Origin of the sequence: Cupriavidus necator (assembly GCF_040578825.1) — a bacterium.
Taxonomy (GTDB): domain Bacteria; phylum Pseudomonadota; class Gammaproteobacteria; order Burkholderiales; family Burkholderiaceae; genus Cupriavidus; species Cupriavidus necator_E.
In genome coordinates, this window is sequence record NZ_JBEFLI010000072.1 from 1 (window position 1) to 14,616 (window position 14,616).

General features: G+C 65.9%; 12 protein-coding genes. 10 read left to right on the forward strand and 2 right to left on the reverse strand.

From position 1 onward, the window contains the following. Positions 1-345: 345 nt before the first annotated feature. Positions 346-1,449, forward strand: a complete 1,104-nt coding sequence (locus AB1I47_RS27240) for a methyl-accepting chemotaxis protein (protein ID WP_354686813.1) — start codon at positions 346-348, stop codon at positions 1,447-1,449. Positions 1,450-1,513: 64 nt separating this feature from the next. On the opposite strand, the gene AB1I47_RS27245 is transcribed toward AB1I47_RS27240, so the two are convergent. Together AB1I47_RS27245 and AB1I47_RS27250 are read right to left on the reverse strand one after the other, a co-directional pair. Beyond that, positions 1,514-2,860 (reverse strand): aspartate aminotransferase family protein, encoded by a 1,347-nt coding sequence (locus tag AB1I47_RS27245; RefSeq protein WP_354686814.1) that lies wholly within the window; start codon positions 2,858-2,860, stop codon positions 1,514-1,516. 194 nt (positions 2,861-3,054) lie between these two features. Then, complete coding sequence (locus AB1I47_RS27250; protein WP_354686815.1) at positions 3,055-4,527, reverse strand: PAS domain-containing protein; 1,473 nt, start codon at positions 4,525-4,527, stop codon at positions 3,055-3,057. A gap of 245 nt (positions 4,528-4,772) precedes the next feature. Between AB1I47_RS27250 and AB1I47_RS27255 the strand changes: the two genes are divergently transcribed. The 9 genes from AB1I47_RS27255 to AB1I47_RS27295 all read left to right on the forward strand — a co-directional run bounded on the left by AB1I47_RS27255 (position 4,773) and on the right by AB1I47_RS27295 (position 14,555). Beyond that, the gene (locus AB1I47_RS27255; protein WP_354686816.1) at positions 4,773-5,891 is read left to right on the forward strand and encodes an aromatic ring-hydroxylating oxygenase subunit alpha; all 1,119 of its coding nucleotides are present in this window, start codon (positions 4,773-4,775) and stop codon (positions 5,889-5,891) included. Between the two features lie 28 nt (positions 5,892-5,919). Continuing rightward, positions 5,920-7,386, forward strand: a complete 1,467-nt coding sequence (locus AB1I47_RS27260; RefSeq protein WP_354686817.1) for an aldehyde dehydrogenase family protein — start codon at positions 5,920-5,922, stop codon at positions 7,384-7,386. Between the two features lie 93 nt (positions 7,387-7,479). After that, on the forward strand, positions 7,480-9,216 hold the full coding sequence (betA, locus tag AB1I47_RS27265; protein ID WP_354686818.1) for a choline dehydrogenase: 1,737 nt from the start codon (positions 7,480-7,482) through the stop codon (positions 9,214-9,216). A 172-nt stretch (positions 9,217-9,388) separates the two neighbouring features. Next, the gene (locus tag AB1I47_RS27270) at positions 9,389-10,279 is read left to right on the forward strand and encodes a TorF family putative porin (RefSeq protein ID WP_354686819.1); all 891 of its coding nucleotides are present in this window, start codon (positions 9,389-9,391) and stop codon (positions 10,277-10,279) included. Between the two features lie 48 nt (positions 10,280-10,327). Continuing rightward, entirely contained in the window at positions 10,328-10,630 is a 303-nt protein-coding gene (locus AB1I47_RS27275; RefSeq protein WP_354686820.1) for a CBU_0592 family membrane protein, read from the forward strand. A 365-nt stretch (positions 10,631-10,995) separates the two neighbouring features. Then, positions 10,996-12,615, forward strand: a complete 1,620-nt coding sequence (locus AB1I47_RS27280) for a trimethylamine N-oxide permease (RefSeq protein WP_407935919.1) — start codon at positions 10,996-10,998, stop codon at positions 12,613-12,615. Between the two features lie 74 nt (positions 12,616-12,689). Further along, the gene (locus AB1I47_RS27285; RefSeq protein WP_354686822.1) at positions 12,690-13,643 is read left to right on the forward strand and encodes a PDR/VanB family oxidoreductase; all 954 of its coding nucleotides are present in this window, start codon (positions 12,690-12,692) and stop codon (positions 13,641-13,643) included. Between the two features lie 98 nt (positions 13,644-13,741). Beyond that, entirely contained in the window at positions 13,742-14,209 is a 468-nt protein-coding gene (locus AB1I47_RS27290) for an SRPBCC family protein (RefSeq protein WP_354686823.1), read from the forward strand. Beyond that, entirely contained in the window at positions 14,190-14,555 is a 366-nt protein-coding gene (locus AB1I47_RS27295; protein ID WP_354686824.1) for an ArsR/SmtB family transcription factor, read from the forward strand. The genes AB1I47_RS27290 and AB1I47_RS27295 overlap by 20 nt, the downstream gene beginning before the upstream one ends. Positions 14,556-14,616 lie beyond the last annotated feature (61 nt).

The following is a 14,616-nucleotide window of genomic DNA, read 5'->3' on the forward strand; positions in this document are numbered from 1 at the left end:
CCTGAATGCGATGGTCAGAGATGGCGCAATGTGGGACCCGACTAAGCATGTTTTGCCGTCCGTTAAGCCTTGACTTTAAACACAGTTGCTCTCCCGCGAAGTGGGAGAGGGCTGGGGGTGAGGGCCGGCGCATCAACGAAGTCCCGCTTGCAATCAATCCCCAGCAAAACGCAAAAAAACTAAAGCCCACCCCACTCCCGCCGTTAAGCAACCATTGACCAGCGAAAATCCGCGCGCCAGCCAGCCCGCACAAGCCGGCATGCCGCCGCCTGATCGCTCGGGCCAGCGCGAACACCGGCGCGAACGCGCCGGCACAAGCACTTTGACGGGGAGACGGGAAGCAACATGCAGAATTTGGGGATTCGCATACGCCTGGGCGCCGCGCTTGGCGCCATGTGGTCGCTGTTGGCGATCGGAATTGCCGTGGCCTGGCCGCGGATGCAGGATGCGGCCGACGCGCGCAACCTGCTGCTCGCACTGGCCGCGGGCGCGCTGGCCGTGGCGGTGCTCGCCACCTGGTGGCTCGCGCGCACCATCGAGGCGCCGCTGGCCGAGGCCGTCTACATTGCCGAGACCGTGGCCGCCGGCGACCTGAGCCAGGAATTCGAGACCGGGCGCGGCGGTGAATTTGGCCGCCTGCTGGGCGGCCTGGGCGAGATGGAAGACATGCTGACCGACCTGGTGACGCGCATCCGCACCGCCACCGATTCCATCACCGACGCCTCGCACCAGATCGCCGCCGGCAACACCGACCTGTCGCAACGCACCGAAGAGCAGGCCGCGGCGCTGGAAGAAACCGCATCGAGCATGGGCGAGCTGACCGCGATGGTCCGCCAGAACACCGAGCGCGCCCGTGCCGCCAACGGCCTGGCGGAGAACGCCTCCGGCATCGCCGCGCGCGGCGGTGAAGTGGTCGGCAACGTGGTCAAGACCATGTCGGCGATCAGCGCCAGCTCGCGCAAGGTGACCGACATCATCGAGGTGATCGAAGGCATTGCCTTCCAGACCAATATCCTGGCGCTGAATGCCGCGGTCGAAGCCGCGCGCGCCGGCGAACAGGGGCGCGGCTTTGCCGTGGTGGCCGGCGAGGTGCGCACGCTGGCGCAACGCAGCGCGTCGGCGGCACGCGAGATCAAGCAACTGATCGACGATTCGGTGCAGCAGGTGGATAGCGGCTCGGCGCTGGTGGGCCGGGCCGGCGACACCATGCAGGAGATCGTGCAGGCGGTGGCCAGCGTGACCGGGCTGCTGGGGGAAATCACCGCAGCTTCCGAACAGCAAAGCGCTGGCATTGCGCAGGTCAACGAGGCGGTGGCGCAGATGGACAGCGTGACGCAGCAGAATGCGGCACTGGTGGAGCAGGCGGCCAGTGCTTCGCAGGCGTTGGCGGGACAGGCGACGGAATTGCAGCGTCTGGTGGGTGAATTCAAGCTGGATGCGGCACAGTGACCACGCAATCGGCAGGTTGAGAGGTCTGTTGCCTATTCCGCAAACCGGCAGCGTCCGCGGTATCTCAACAACGTAGACCCACATCCCCCGCCGGCAACACCGCCCGCACCGCCGCAGCAAACCGCTCCACGATATCGTCGACATCCCGCGCCGTGCAAATAAACGGCGGCGCGAACAGCACGTGATCGCCGTGCACGCCATCCACCGTGCCTCCGATCGGATAAACCAGCAACCCGTTCTGCATCGCGGCCGCCTTCAGCCGCGCATGCGTCTTCAGCGCGGGATCGAGCGTGGCCTTGCTGTCGCGGTCGGCAACGAACTCCACACCGACAAACAGACCACGCCCGCGGATATCGCCAAGGTTCGGGTGCTCGCCCAGCGCCTCGCGCAGCCGCGCACGCAATTGTTCGCCGCGTGCCTGCACGTTGGCGAGCAGGTTGTCATCAGCAATCACACGTTGTACCGCCAGCGCCGCGGCGCAAGCCGTGGCGTGTCCGATATAGGTATGGCCATGCTGGAAAAACCCGCTGCCGCCGACGATGGCGTCGTAGATCCGGCGCGTCGACAGCATCGCGCCGATCGGCTGGTAGCCCGCGCCCAGGCCCTTGGCAACGGTGGCGATATCAGGCACCACGCCATCCTCCTCGCACGCGTACAGGTAGCCGGTGCGGCCCATGCCTGACATCACTTCATCGAGGATCAGCAGCACGCCGTACTTGTCGCACACGGCGCGGATGCGCTTCAGGTAATCGCCCACCGGCGGCACCGCGCCGGCGGTGGCGCCCACAACCGTTTCGGCGACGAAGGCAGCAACAGTGTCCGGGCCAAGCTCCAGGATTTTCGCTTCGAGCTCATCGGCCAGCCGCTGCGCGTATTGCGCATCGCTCTCCCCCGCTTGCTGGTCGCGATAGGCGTAGCACGGCGACACGTGGTGCGCCGGCACCAGCAGCGGCAGGAACGGCTCGCGCCGCCATGCATTGCCGCCGATCGCCAGCGCACCCAGCGTATTGCCGTGGTAGCTCTGGCGGCGCGCGATGAAGTGGCGGCGGCTGGGCTGCCCGGCTTCGACAAAGTACTGGCGCGCCAGTTTCAGCGCCGACTCCACCGCTTCGGAACCGCCCGAGACAAAGTAGACATGATCGAGATCGCCCGGCGCGGCTTGCGCCAGCGTTTCGGCCAGCGTCTCCGACACCTCAGTGGTGAAGAACGAGGTATGCGCGTACGCGATGGTATCGAGTTGCGCCTTGATCGCCTCGATCACGCGCGGATGGCCATGCCCCAGGCACGACACGGCGGCGCCGCCCGAGGCGTCGAGATAACGCCTGCCTTCGCTGTCGATCAGTCCGATGCCTTGTCCGGCAACGGCGGTGGGAAGTGTCTGGCGCGGATTGCGGTGGAATACGTGGGTCATGGGGTGTGGACGGATGCCAACTAAGTCCTCGCAGTATAGGTACGACCCCTCCCCTTGCGCAACAATTGTTTCACAGACAGTATGCAGCCAATTTTATTGGGGATCTGCTAGGTTTTTTCGGCTGTTGATTTTCTCCCACACCGCACAACGAAACAATTGTTTCACGCACGCCGTCTACTGACGCGAACTACCCTTCACACCGCCTGCCGCGACTTGTCCGTCGCCTTGCGCCGAGGCGCCCGCGTTGCACCGGAACCCGGGTCGGCTGGCGCATCTTCCAGCGCCTCCACAATCGCAATCAGGTAAGCGGGCCCGCCATCCCCAGGCCGCCGGCTCAGCGACGTCGTCACCTTCGTCCACACCGTCGAACCATCGGGCCGGATAAAGCGCTTCTTCAGCGTATAGGTCTCCACCTCACCCTTCAGCAGCCTCTGGTACAGCACCAGGTTCTCGTCAAGGTCTTCGGCAACCGTCAACTCCTGGAAGGTGCGTTGCGACAGCGCGGCGTTGTCATAGCCCAGGATCTCGCACAGCTTGCGGTTGGCGCGCAGCCAGTGGCCGTTCAGGTCCACATGGGCAATGCCCACTGCCGCCTGCTCGAAGGTGGCGCGGAAGCGCTCCTCGCTGTCGCGGTGCGCGGCCTCGACGCGTCGCTGGTCGGTGACGTCCTGTGACGCGCCGACCATCGTCAGCGCGTTGCCGTGCTCGTCCAGCGTGACCTCGCCTTCTTCGTGGATATCGCGATGGCTGCCGTCGGGCAGCGTGATGCGGTAGTCGACGCGGTACGGGGCCTTGTCGACGATGGCCGCGCGGATGGCGGCCTGCACGCGCGGGCGGTCGTCCTCGACGATCGACGACAGGTAGCGGTCCATGGTCACCTTGAACGCCTGCGGCGCCCAGCCGAAGATGCGGTAGGCCTCGTCGGTCCAGGCGCAGTCGTCGGTCTGGATGTTCCAGTACCAGCCGCCCAGGTGCGCGATCTCCTGCGCCTTGGCCAGCAGCGCCTCGTTCTGGCGCAGCGCGGCTTCGGCGCGGCGGCGTTCGGTGATGTCGAGGCTGACGCCGATCATCTTGACCGGCCGCTGGTCGAAGTCGCGCACCAGGGTGGCCCGCGACGAGATCCAGCGCGTGGTGTCCTCATGCACCACGCGGAATTCCCACTCGTGCATTTCCTGCGCGCCCAGCGTGCGCGACAGCACTTCCTTCAGGCGCGGCACATCGGCCGGATGCACGCAGGCCCAGAAGTCGTCCATGTTGCGGATATGGCGGCCGAACAGCGTGACGTCGTTGGACGAATACGTCAGCCCGTCGGTCAGCACATTCCATTCCCACGTGACGATGCCCGAGACCTCCTGCGCGAATTTCATCCGCGCCTCGCTTTCCATGATCTCGGCCAGGTGCTTCTGGCGCAGTTCCTTGATGTGCGGGTCGGACGCCGTGCTCGTTTCCAGGTCGGCGATGGCCTGCTCGCCGTAGCGCAGCCACAGCCAGTTGACGCCGAGGAAGCGCGCCAGCGCCAGCAGCCGTTCGTACTCGATCTCGCCGCCGCGGGTCCACTTGTGCACCGCCGATGGCGAGACCGACAGGGCCTCGGCCACCTGCTTGAGCATGATCCTTTTGCCTTCCAGCACCCCCTTCAGGCGCGTGGCAAAAGTGTCTTCGGTCATGGGCATCCCCTCCACTTTTTTTCAACCGATGGTGAATTGAGTAACTCGAACCTTACACCATCACCGCAAATCGCGCGCATTGATAGCTTCAGGCAATCGAGATAGCAGGGTCAATCGATTTTCCAGTATTGCAGGCTCCCTGCGCTCCTCACTAGACTTCGCCTCACATCACCGATAGTAATTTAATGCACTGTTGGTGAATCGACAAGCCACCAAACAAACCGAGACAATCGAGGAGACACCCCATGGAAGCTACTGCCGCCCCAGTCTGCAGCACGACCCCGCTGGCCTACACCCTGCCAGCGCACTACTACACCTCGCCGGACATCTTCGAGCATGAGAAGAAGACCATCTTCTCGCGCAGCTGGGTATGCGTGATGCACAAGAGCCAGGTAGCCGAGAACAACCAGTACGCCACGGCCAAGGTGGCCGGAGAGAACGTGTTCGTGGTGCGTGGCCGCGACGGCGTGCTGCGCGCGTTCTACAACGTGTGCCCGCACCGCGCGCATGAGCTGTTCGCCGATGGCGCCGGCAAGGCCAAGAACGTGATCACCTGCCCGTACCATGCCTGGTCGTTCGGCCTGGACGGCAAGCTGATCCATGTACGCAACGCCGAGAACGTGCCGGGGTTCTGCAAGGACAACGCCGGCCTGACGCCGGTGCGCGTGGAGGAGTTCTGCGGCCTGATCTTCGTCAACCTCGACATGAACGCGAAGCCGCTGGCCGAGCTGGCCGCCGGCCTGAACGATGAAATCCGCGCCCGCTGCCCGGACGTCGACCAGCTGGTGCCGGCGTACAAGCTCACCTACGAGATGAAGGCCAACTGGAAGGTGGTGGTCGACAACTACCTGGAGTGCCTGCACTGCCAGACCGCGCACCCGGCGCTGGTCGAGTCGATCCACATGGAGACCTACAAGCACGAAGTGCGCGGCCTCTACACCAGCCAGGTCGGCCAGACGCGTTCGGGCAGCGACGCCTTCACCTATGACAGCGACGCCCCCAACACCGACTTCGCCGCTTACTGGCTGTGGCCCAACGTCACGCTGAACGTGCTGCCGGGCGACGGCAACTACGGCGTGTTCTACATGTTCCCGGTGGATGCCGACACCACCATCCAGCACTTCGAGTTCTACTTCCGCGACAGCACGCCCACGGCCCAGCAGGAACAGCTGATCGAGTACTACAAGAACGTGCTCAAGCCCGAAGACCTCAGCATCGTCGAATCGGTGCAGCGCGGCCTGAAGTCGCGCGGCTACCGCAACGGGCAGGGCCCGCTGCTGGTCACCGACGACAAGACCTCCGCCATCGGCGAGCACGGCGTGCAGCACTTCCAGCAGATGGTGCTCGACGCCCTGGCCGCCTGAAACAACAAAACAAACCGGAACCGCAGCAATGATCCAGACCCAGCTCTATATCGACGGCCAGTGGCAGTCGCCCATCGACCAAGGCACGCGCGCCATCCTGAGCCCGGCCGACGAGTCCGTGATCGCGCAGGCCGCAGAAGCCACCCGCGCCGACGCGCGCCTGGCTATCGCCGCTGCGCGCAAAGCCTTCGACGGCCCGTGGCGCCAGACGACGATCCGTGACCGCGCGAAGCTGCTGAACAAGATTGCCGAACTGATCGACCGCGACGCCGAGAAGCTCGCCCACCTGGAGTCGCTCAACACCGGCAAGACGCTGACCGAAAGCCGCACCGACATGGGCGATATCGCCGCCACCTTCCGCTACTTTGCGGGGCTGGTCGCATCCGAGTCCGGCGCGGTCAACGAAGCGCCGCACCATGTGATCAGCCGCACCCTGCGCGAGCCGGTCGGTGTGTGCGGCCTGATCACGCCGTGGAACTACCCGCTGCTGCAGGCCGCATGGAAGATCGCGCCCGCGCTGGGCGCCGGCAATACCGTGGTGATCAAACCCAGCAACCTGACGCCGCTGACCACACACCACTTCACGCAACTGGTGGCCGAGCTGGACCTGCCGCCGGGCGTGTTCAACCTGGTCACCGGCGGCGCCGAAGTCGGTGCCGAGCTGGCCGAGAGCCTGGACGTGGACCTGGTTTCGTTCACCGGCGGCGCCTACGCCGGCGAAAGCATCATGAAGGCCGCCACCGGCAACTTCAAGCGCATCGGCCTGGAGCTGGGCGGCAAGAACCCGAATATCGTCTTTGCCGATGCCGACCTGGACGCCGCGGTCGACTACGCGCTCAACGCCGCGTTCTTCCACGCCGGGCAGGTCTGCTCCGCCGGCTCGCGGCTGATGATCGAGGACAGCATCTATGATGCATTCATCAGCCGGCTGGCCGAGCGCCTGCCGCGCATCGTGATCGGCAACGGCTTCCACGGCGAGACCCAGATGGGCCCGGTGCAGTCGGCGCAACAGCACGAGAAGATCCTGGGCATGGTGCAGGCCGGCATCGCCGAGGGCGCACGACTGGTCCACGGCGGCAAGCGGCCGGCGGGCGACGTGTACAAGCAGGGCTACTGGCTGGAACCGACGCTGCTGGCCGACGTGACGGCAGAGATGAAGATTGCGAAAGAGGAGATTTTCGGGCCGGTGATCACGGCCGAGCGCTTCCGCTCCGAGGAAGAGGCGCTGCGTACCGCCAACGACACGCCGTATGGCCTGGCCGGCGCGGTCTGGACCCGCGACCTGGACAAGGCCAACCGGATGTCGCGCGGCCTGCGCTTCGGCACGGTGTGGGTCAACGACTACCACCCGTACTTCCCGGAAGCGCCGTGGGGCGGCTACAAGGCAAGCGGCATCGGCCGCGAGCTGGCCCGCATTGGCCTGGACGAATACACCGAACTCAAGCACAGCTATATCAACCTGGCGCCGAAGGCGATGGGTTGGTTCGGAGCGTAAGCACCCCGGCTGGCTCACTTCGCAATCCCGTGCGCGGCGGCCGCCCCATCAGGGCCGCCACGCACGGCGCCAAGCAAACAAGGAGATTGCACCATGCAGGCAATCCATGAGTACGACTACATCATCGTCGGCGCGGGCTCGGCCGGCTGCGTGCTGGCCGCGCGGCTGACCGAGGATGCCGATGTCTCGGTGCTGCTGCTGGAAGCCGGCGGCCCCGACTGGCGCCTGGACTGGCGCACCCAGATGCCGGCCGCGCTGGCGTATCCGCTGCAGGGCACGACCTACAACTGGGCCTATGTGACCGAGCCCGAGCCGCATATGAACAACCGGCGCATGACGCAGGGCCGCGGCAAGGGGCTGGGCGGTTCTTCGCTGATCAACGGCATGGTCTATATCCGCGGCAACGCCATGGACTACGACGGCTGGGCAGAGAACAAGTCGCTGGAGAACTGGAGCTACGCCGACTGCCTGCCCTACTTCCGCAAGGCCGAGACCTATGACAAGGGCGCCAACGACTACCACGGTGGCAACGGCCCGCTGCATGTGACCACGCCCAAGGCGGATATCAGCCCGCTGTTCGACGCCTTTATCCGTGCCGGCGAGCAGGCCGGCTACGGCAAGACCGACGACCTGAACGGCTACAAGCAGGAAGGCTTCGGCCCGATGGACCGCACCACCACCGCGCGCGGGCGCCGCTGCAGCACCTCGCTGGCCTACCTCGACCAGGCCAGGGAGCGGCCCAACCTGACGGTGCATACGCGAGCGCTGGCCGACCGCGTCCTGTTCTCCGGGCAGCGCGCCATTGGTGTCTCGTACATCCAGGGCGACCATGTGCGCGAAGCCCGCGCCCGCCGCGAAGTGATCGTCAGCAACGGCGCGGTGGCCTCGCCGCAGTTGCTGCTGCGCTCCGGCGTGGGCAATGCGGATGAGCTGCGCGCGTTCGGCATCGACAGCGTGGCGCACCTGCCCGGTGTCGGCGAGAACCTGCAGGACCACCTCGAGATGTACCTGCAGTACGAATGCACCAAGCCCGTGTCGCTGTACCCCGCGCTGAAGTGGTGGAACAAGCCGCCGATCGGCATCGAGTGGTACCTGCGCGGCACCGGCATCGCCGCCTCCAACCACTTCGAGGCCGGCGGCTTTATCCGCAGCAGCGCCGAATTTGCCTGGCCCAACCTGCAGTACCACTTCATCCCGCTGGCGATGAACTACGACGGCAGCAACCCGGTGCAGTCGCACGGCTTCCAGTGCCACGTGGGCTCGATGCGCTCGCCCAGCACCGGCTTTGTCAAGCTGGCCAGCCGCGATGCGCGCGTGAAGCCGCGGCTGCTGTTCAACTACATGGCGCATGACGTCGACTGGCGCGAGTTCCGCGCCGCGGTGCGCCTGACGCGCGAGATCATCGGCCAGCAGGCGATGGACCAGTTCCGCGGCCGCGAGATCAAGCCCGGCATGATGGTCCAGAGCGATGCCGAGATCGATGCCTTCGTGCGCGAGCATGCCGAGACCGCGCTGCACCCGTCCTGCACCTGCAAGATGGGCGACGCGTCCGACCCGATGGCCGTGGTCGACAACCAGGGCCGCGTGCACGGGCTGTCGGGACTGCGCGTGGTCGATGCCTCGATCATGCCCAGGATTGTCACCGGCAACCTGAACGCCCCCACGATCATGATGGCCGAGAAGCTGGCCGACGTGATCCGCGGCCGCGCACCGCTGCAACGCTCGACGGCGCCTTACTACAAGGCCGCCACCGCGCGCGGCGGGGCGCACGCAGACGCGGGGCGGCATCCGCCAGCCACCGCGCGAATGCCGATGCCGATGCCTGCCTGACCAGGCGGCGCGCCGCGCGGGCTTCCCGCCCGATTCCCTGACCGATGCATCTGCCGCCGGGACTGCGGTCCCCGGCGGGCAGCATGCGGCCGGTCGGCGCGTCGCGCACCCAAAACCACCACAAGCCGGCAACCCAAAACCAACCCAGACCGGCTCCAAGGAGGAGACTTCCATGCTGCGCAAATACTCTGCTTCAAGACTTGCCCTGCAAGGCGCACTGCCCCTGATGCTGTGCCAGGCGCTGGCCGCGCAGGCGCAGACGTCCGACGATGCCGCAACCACGCTGGCTGTCGCGCCGGTGCCGCAGGTCACTGCGACCGTCCCCCCGGCAGAGGCCGCTGCGCCCTCGCCGCTGACGGCCAACATGACGGTGACATCCCAGTACGTGTCGCGCGGCTTCCGCCAGACCTGGGGAAAGCCGGCTGTGCAGGGCGGCATCGACTACGCCCACCCTAGCGGCTTCTCCGCCGGCACCTGGATGTCGAGCATCAGCGACAAGTTCATCGAGGGCGGCACGGTCGAATGGGACCTGTATGCGGGCTATACCGGCACCGTGGGCGATTTCGTCTATGCCGGCCAGATCTACTACTACCTGTACCCGGGCGCGAAGCTGCAGTACGCGCAGACCAAGTACAACTACGGCGAGGCAGTCGCGTCGCTGAGCTACAAGTGGTTCAACGTCAAATACTGGCTGACCTACACCCGCGACTACTTCGGCTATAACAGCGCCTCGCTGCTAGCCGGCAACGGCCTGCACAGCCGCGGCTCCGGCTACCTGGACATCAACGGCACCTTCGATCTTGGCCACGGCGTCACGCTGCTGCTGCACTACGGCCAGGAGCGCGTGCGCAACTTTGCCGCCTACAACTTCCGCGACGTGCGCGTGGCGGTGTCCAGGGCGCTCGAGGGCGGGTGGACGCTGACCGGCGCCTATACCCGCGGCTGGGGGCGCACCAACGTCTACGACAACTACACCACCGGAGCGCTGGATTCGTCCGGCAACCCGGCGGTGTCCAACCCGCTGAAAAGCACGTTCCTGGTCTCGCTGACCAAGACGTTCTGACGGCATTCATCAACCGCTGTACCACTGCCTTACGAAGCACACACCACCATGGCCTCCCTGGGTCTTACCGACGCGACCGGACTTGTCGGCGTTGCCGCCTACGTTACCGCGCATTTTGCCGTGCAGGTCCTGCACAAATCCCCGACCGGCAGGCTGGCCGTCGTCCTCAACGTGATCGGGCCGAGCTGCATCCTGATCTCGCTGGCCGGCGCGTTCAACCTGGCCTCGTTCCTGACCCAGTGCTTCTGGCTGGGGCTGACCCTGGTGGGGTGGTGGCGCAACCGGCGTGCCGGGCGCCGGGTGGTGGAAACGCTGGGCGGACCGCGCCCGGGACAGCCCGTACAGCCGTAACGGAAGGAGCGGCCGGTGACGATTGCAACGCGAAACAAATCTTCCGTTGCCATGGCGCATGGCTGTTCCTATACTCACTCGAAACACCAATGGTAATGTAATTTACTATTGGTGAATTGACGAAAAACCGGAAGCCGCGAACCCGCAATCGGGCTCAGCGGCAACCCGGGATGACAACAGGAGACAAGGATGAGAAACGCCCCCAAAATCCCCGCCACACATTCCCAACCGTCGTAACCGCCGGCAGGCAGTACCCCAAGTACTTACCCACCGCAGACGGCAGACCGTGACGGAGCCCCGCTCCAGACAAACGGCAACCGGGACGCAAGGAGACAATCGTGTATTCACAGAAAGACGCGCTGTCGATCGGCGCGCAGGCGCCGCTCGCCCCTGCCCAGCAGCAGACACAGCCAACCCAAGCCCATGAACTGCAGCGCACGCTGACCTGGAAGGATGCCTTCTGGGTGACCAGCGGCGTGCCCGCGGGCGTGCTCTTCACCATCGGCGGCGTGTCCGCCACTATCGGCAACCCTGCGTGGGTGATCTGGATCATCGCCATCCTGGTCGGCTTTGCGCAGTGCTTCGTCTATGCCGAGATCTCTGGCCTGTATCCGCACAAGTCGGGCGGCGCCTCGGTGTACGGCGCGCTCGGCTGGGTACGCTACAGCAAATTCGTCGCGCCGGTATCGGTGTGGTGCAACTGGGTGGCCTGGTCGCCGATGCTGGCGCTGGGCACGAGCCTCGCCGCCGGCTATATGCTGAGCGCGCTGTTCCCGCCCGATTCGGTGATCAACACCTGGCAGCTGACGCTGGTGGACCTGGGCTTCGTCAGCAAGGGCCTGACGCTGCGGGTGAACTCCACCTTTATCCTGGCCACGGCGTTCCTGCTGATCACCTTCAAGCTGCAGCACAGCGGCGCCTCGGCCGCTGCCACCACGCAGCGCATCCTGGGCATCGCCTCGCTGACGCCGCTGGTGGTGATCGCGCTGGTGCCGCTCTTTACCGGCGACATGCCGTCCACCCACTTCCTGCCGCTGCTGCCGCTGACGCACGACGCCGCCGGCGCCCCGGTGCTGGGCGGCTGGAATGCCGCCGGCATCAGCACGGCGATGGGCGCGATGTTCCTGGCGTGCTGGTCGACCTTCGGCTTCGAGACCGCGGTCTGCTACACCCGCGAGTTCAAGGACCCGCAGAAGGACACCTTCAAGGCGATCTTCTGGTCCGGCGTGCTGTGCCTGTTCATGTTTATCGCGGTGCCGATCGCATTCCAGGGCTCGCTGGGCCTGACGGGCATGCTGGCGCCGGCCATCGTCGACGGCTCCGGCGTGGGCGCGGCCATGGCCAAGTTCGTCGGCGGCGGCGCGGTGGTGTTCAACGTGATCGTGGTGATGCTGGTGCTGGCCATCCTGCTGATCGTGATGACGTCGATGATGGGTTCGTCGCGCACGCTGTACCAGGCCTCGGTCGACGGCTGGCTGCCGCGCTACCTCTCGCATGTCAATGAGCACGGTTCGCCGACGCGCGCGATGTGGACGGACCTGCTGTTCAACCTGTTCCTGCTGCTGATGTCGAACTACATGGCGGTGCTGTCGATCAGCAACGTCTGCTACATGATCTTCGTGTTCCTGAACCTGCAGTCGGGCTGGATCCACCGCATGGACCGTCCGGACTGGGCCCGCCCGTACAAGTGCAAGAACTGGCTGCTGGCGCTGGGCGCGTTCTTCGGGTTCTTCGACCTGGCTTTTGTCGGCGCGGGCGCCAACTTCCAGGGCGAGCACACGCTGCGCAACGGCCTGATCGCCGCGCTGCTGATCGTGCCGGTGTTCGTGTACCGCCACTACATCCAGGACAAGGGCCAGTTCCCCGAGTCGATGCGACGCGACATGGAGCTGCCCAATGCCCGCGCCGGCGTGCTGCCCTACGTGGCGCTGATCGTCGGCGGGCTGGTGGTGTGGATTGCCGCCAGGCTGACGGTGATCACCTGACGGCCTTTGGCAGGCCGGCGCCCGTGCCGGCCTGCCCTCCCTTCCCGATTTCCCTGAATTTCCGAGGTACCGCCATGACTGACACGCTCCGCGTACGCGTCGGCCGCGTCGAGCCGCTGGCCGCCGGCATCAAGCGCTTCACCCTGCAACCCTGCGACGACGGCGCGATGCCTGCCTTCGACAGCGGCAGCCATGTGGTCGTCCATATGGACGGCGGCCGGCTGCGCAACGCCTACTCGCTGACCAGCGCGCTGGACAACCCGGCGCATTACCAGATCGCGGTGCGGCTGGAAGAAGCCTCGCGCGGCGGCTCGCGCTATATGCACGAGCAGGTGCGCGAAGGCGACGAGCTGCATATCGGCGCGCCGGCCAACCTGTTCGGCCTGGACCACGGCGCCGGCCGCCACCTGCTGATCGCCGGCGGCATCGGCATCACGCCGTTCATGACGCATATCCAGGCACTGGCGGCGCGCGGGGCGGAGTTTGAACTGCACTATTGCTTCCGCAATACGCAGTCCGCCGCCTTCCTCGACGTGCTGCCGGCCACGCTGCAGCCCGGCCAGCTCCACCTGTATGAGAGCGATACCGGCACCATGCTCGACATCGCCGCGCTGCTCGCCGCGCAGCCTGCAAAGACCCACGTCTATGTCTGCGGGCCTGCGCCGCTGAACGATGCCGTAGTCAATGCGGCCCGTGCCGCCGGCTGGGATGCGGGCCGCATCCACTTCGAGCAGTTCCGCAATGAGGTGGATGCCACCGGCGGTGCCTTCGAGGCCGTGCTGCAGAAAAGCGGGCTGACGCTGCAGGTGGGCGCGGACGAGTCGCTGCTGCGCGCGATCGAGAAAGCTGGCGTCAAGGTGGACTGCATGTGCCGCGAGGGGATCTGCGGGTCGTGCGAAACCGCCATCCTGGACGGCGAGGCGGATCATCACGACCAGTATCTGTCGGATGCGGAGAAGGCAGCGCAGAAGACGATGATGCTGTGCGTGTCGCGGTGCAAGGGGCCGCGGCTGGTATTGGACCTGTAATCCCCTTCTGAATTTGCAACCTTTTGGTTGCGTTTCTCCGGCCGGTTTCCTAACATGCAACCACAGCGTTGCCTGACAACCCACACAGGAGACCGGCCATGCCCTCCCCCACCGACCGTATCGAACGCAGCGTATTGATAGAAGCCCCCGTGGCGCGTGTCTGGCACGCGCTGTCCGACGCCGACACCTTCGGCAGCTGGTTCGGCGTCAGGTTCGACAGCGGCACCCGCTTCGAGCCCGGCCAGCGCGCCGTTGGCAGCGTGACCCACCCCGGCTACGAATACCTGAAGTTCGACGTGCAGGTCGAGCGCGTGGCGCCGCAGAAGCTGTTGTCCTGGCGCTGGCACCCCGCGCCGATGGAACGCGGGCGCGACTATTCGGACGAGCCGGCCACGCTGGTGGTGTTCGAGCTGAAGGAGGTCGACGGCGGCACGCTGCTGACCGTGGTCGAGTCCGGCTTCGACCAGATTCCGGCCGAGCGCCGCGACGAGGCGTTCCGCATGAACAGCGGCGGCTGGGACGGGCAAATGGAAAATCTCCGCAAGCATGTCACCGGCAAGGACTGACACCTCCTCCCCCCTGGATACTGCAGGGCTGCGCGATGCGGCGGCAGTGTTTGCCGCGCTGGGCGACGAAACCCGGCTGCGGCTGGTGGCGGCGCTGTGCGCGGGCGGCGCGATGTCCATCGCGCAGCTGACGGCGGGTAGCGCGATGACGCGGCAGGCTGTGACCAAGCACCTGGAAGTGTTGTCGCAGGCCGGGCTGGTGCGCGACAGCAAGGCCGGGCGCGAACGGCTGTGGCAGTTCGAGCCGGCGCGGGTCGAGGCTGCACGGCGGTCGCTGGAGGCGATCGGGCGGCAGTGGGAGTTTGCGCTGATGAAGCTGAAGGTGGCGGTGGAGCGGGAGCATTAGCGGACAGCATCTGGCTTGCGGGCGTTTTGCTCCGCTGTCCCGCTTGAGGGAGAGGGAGCAC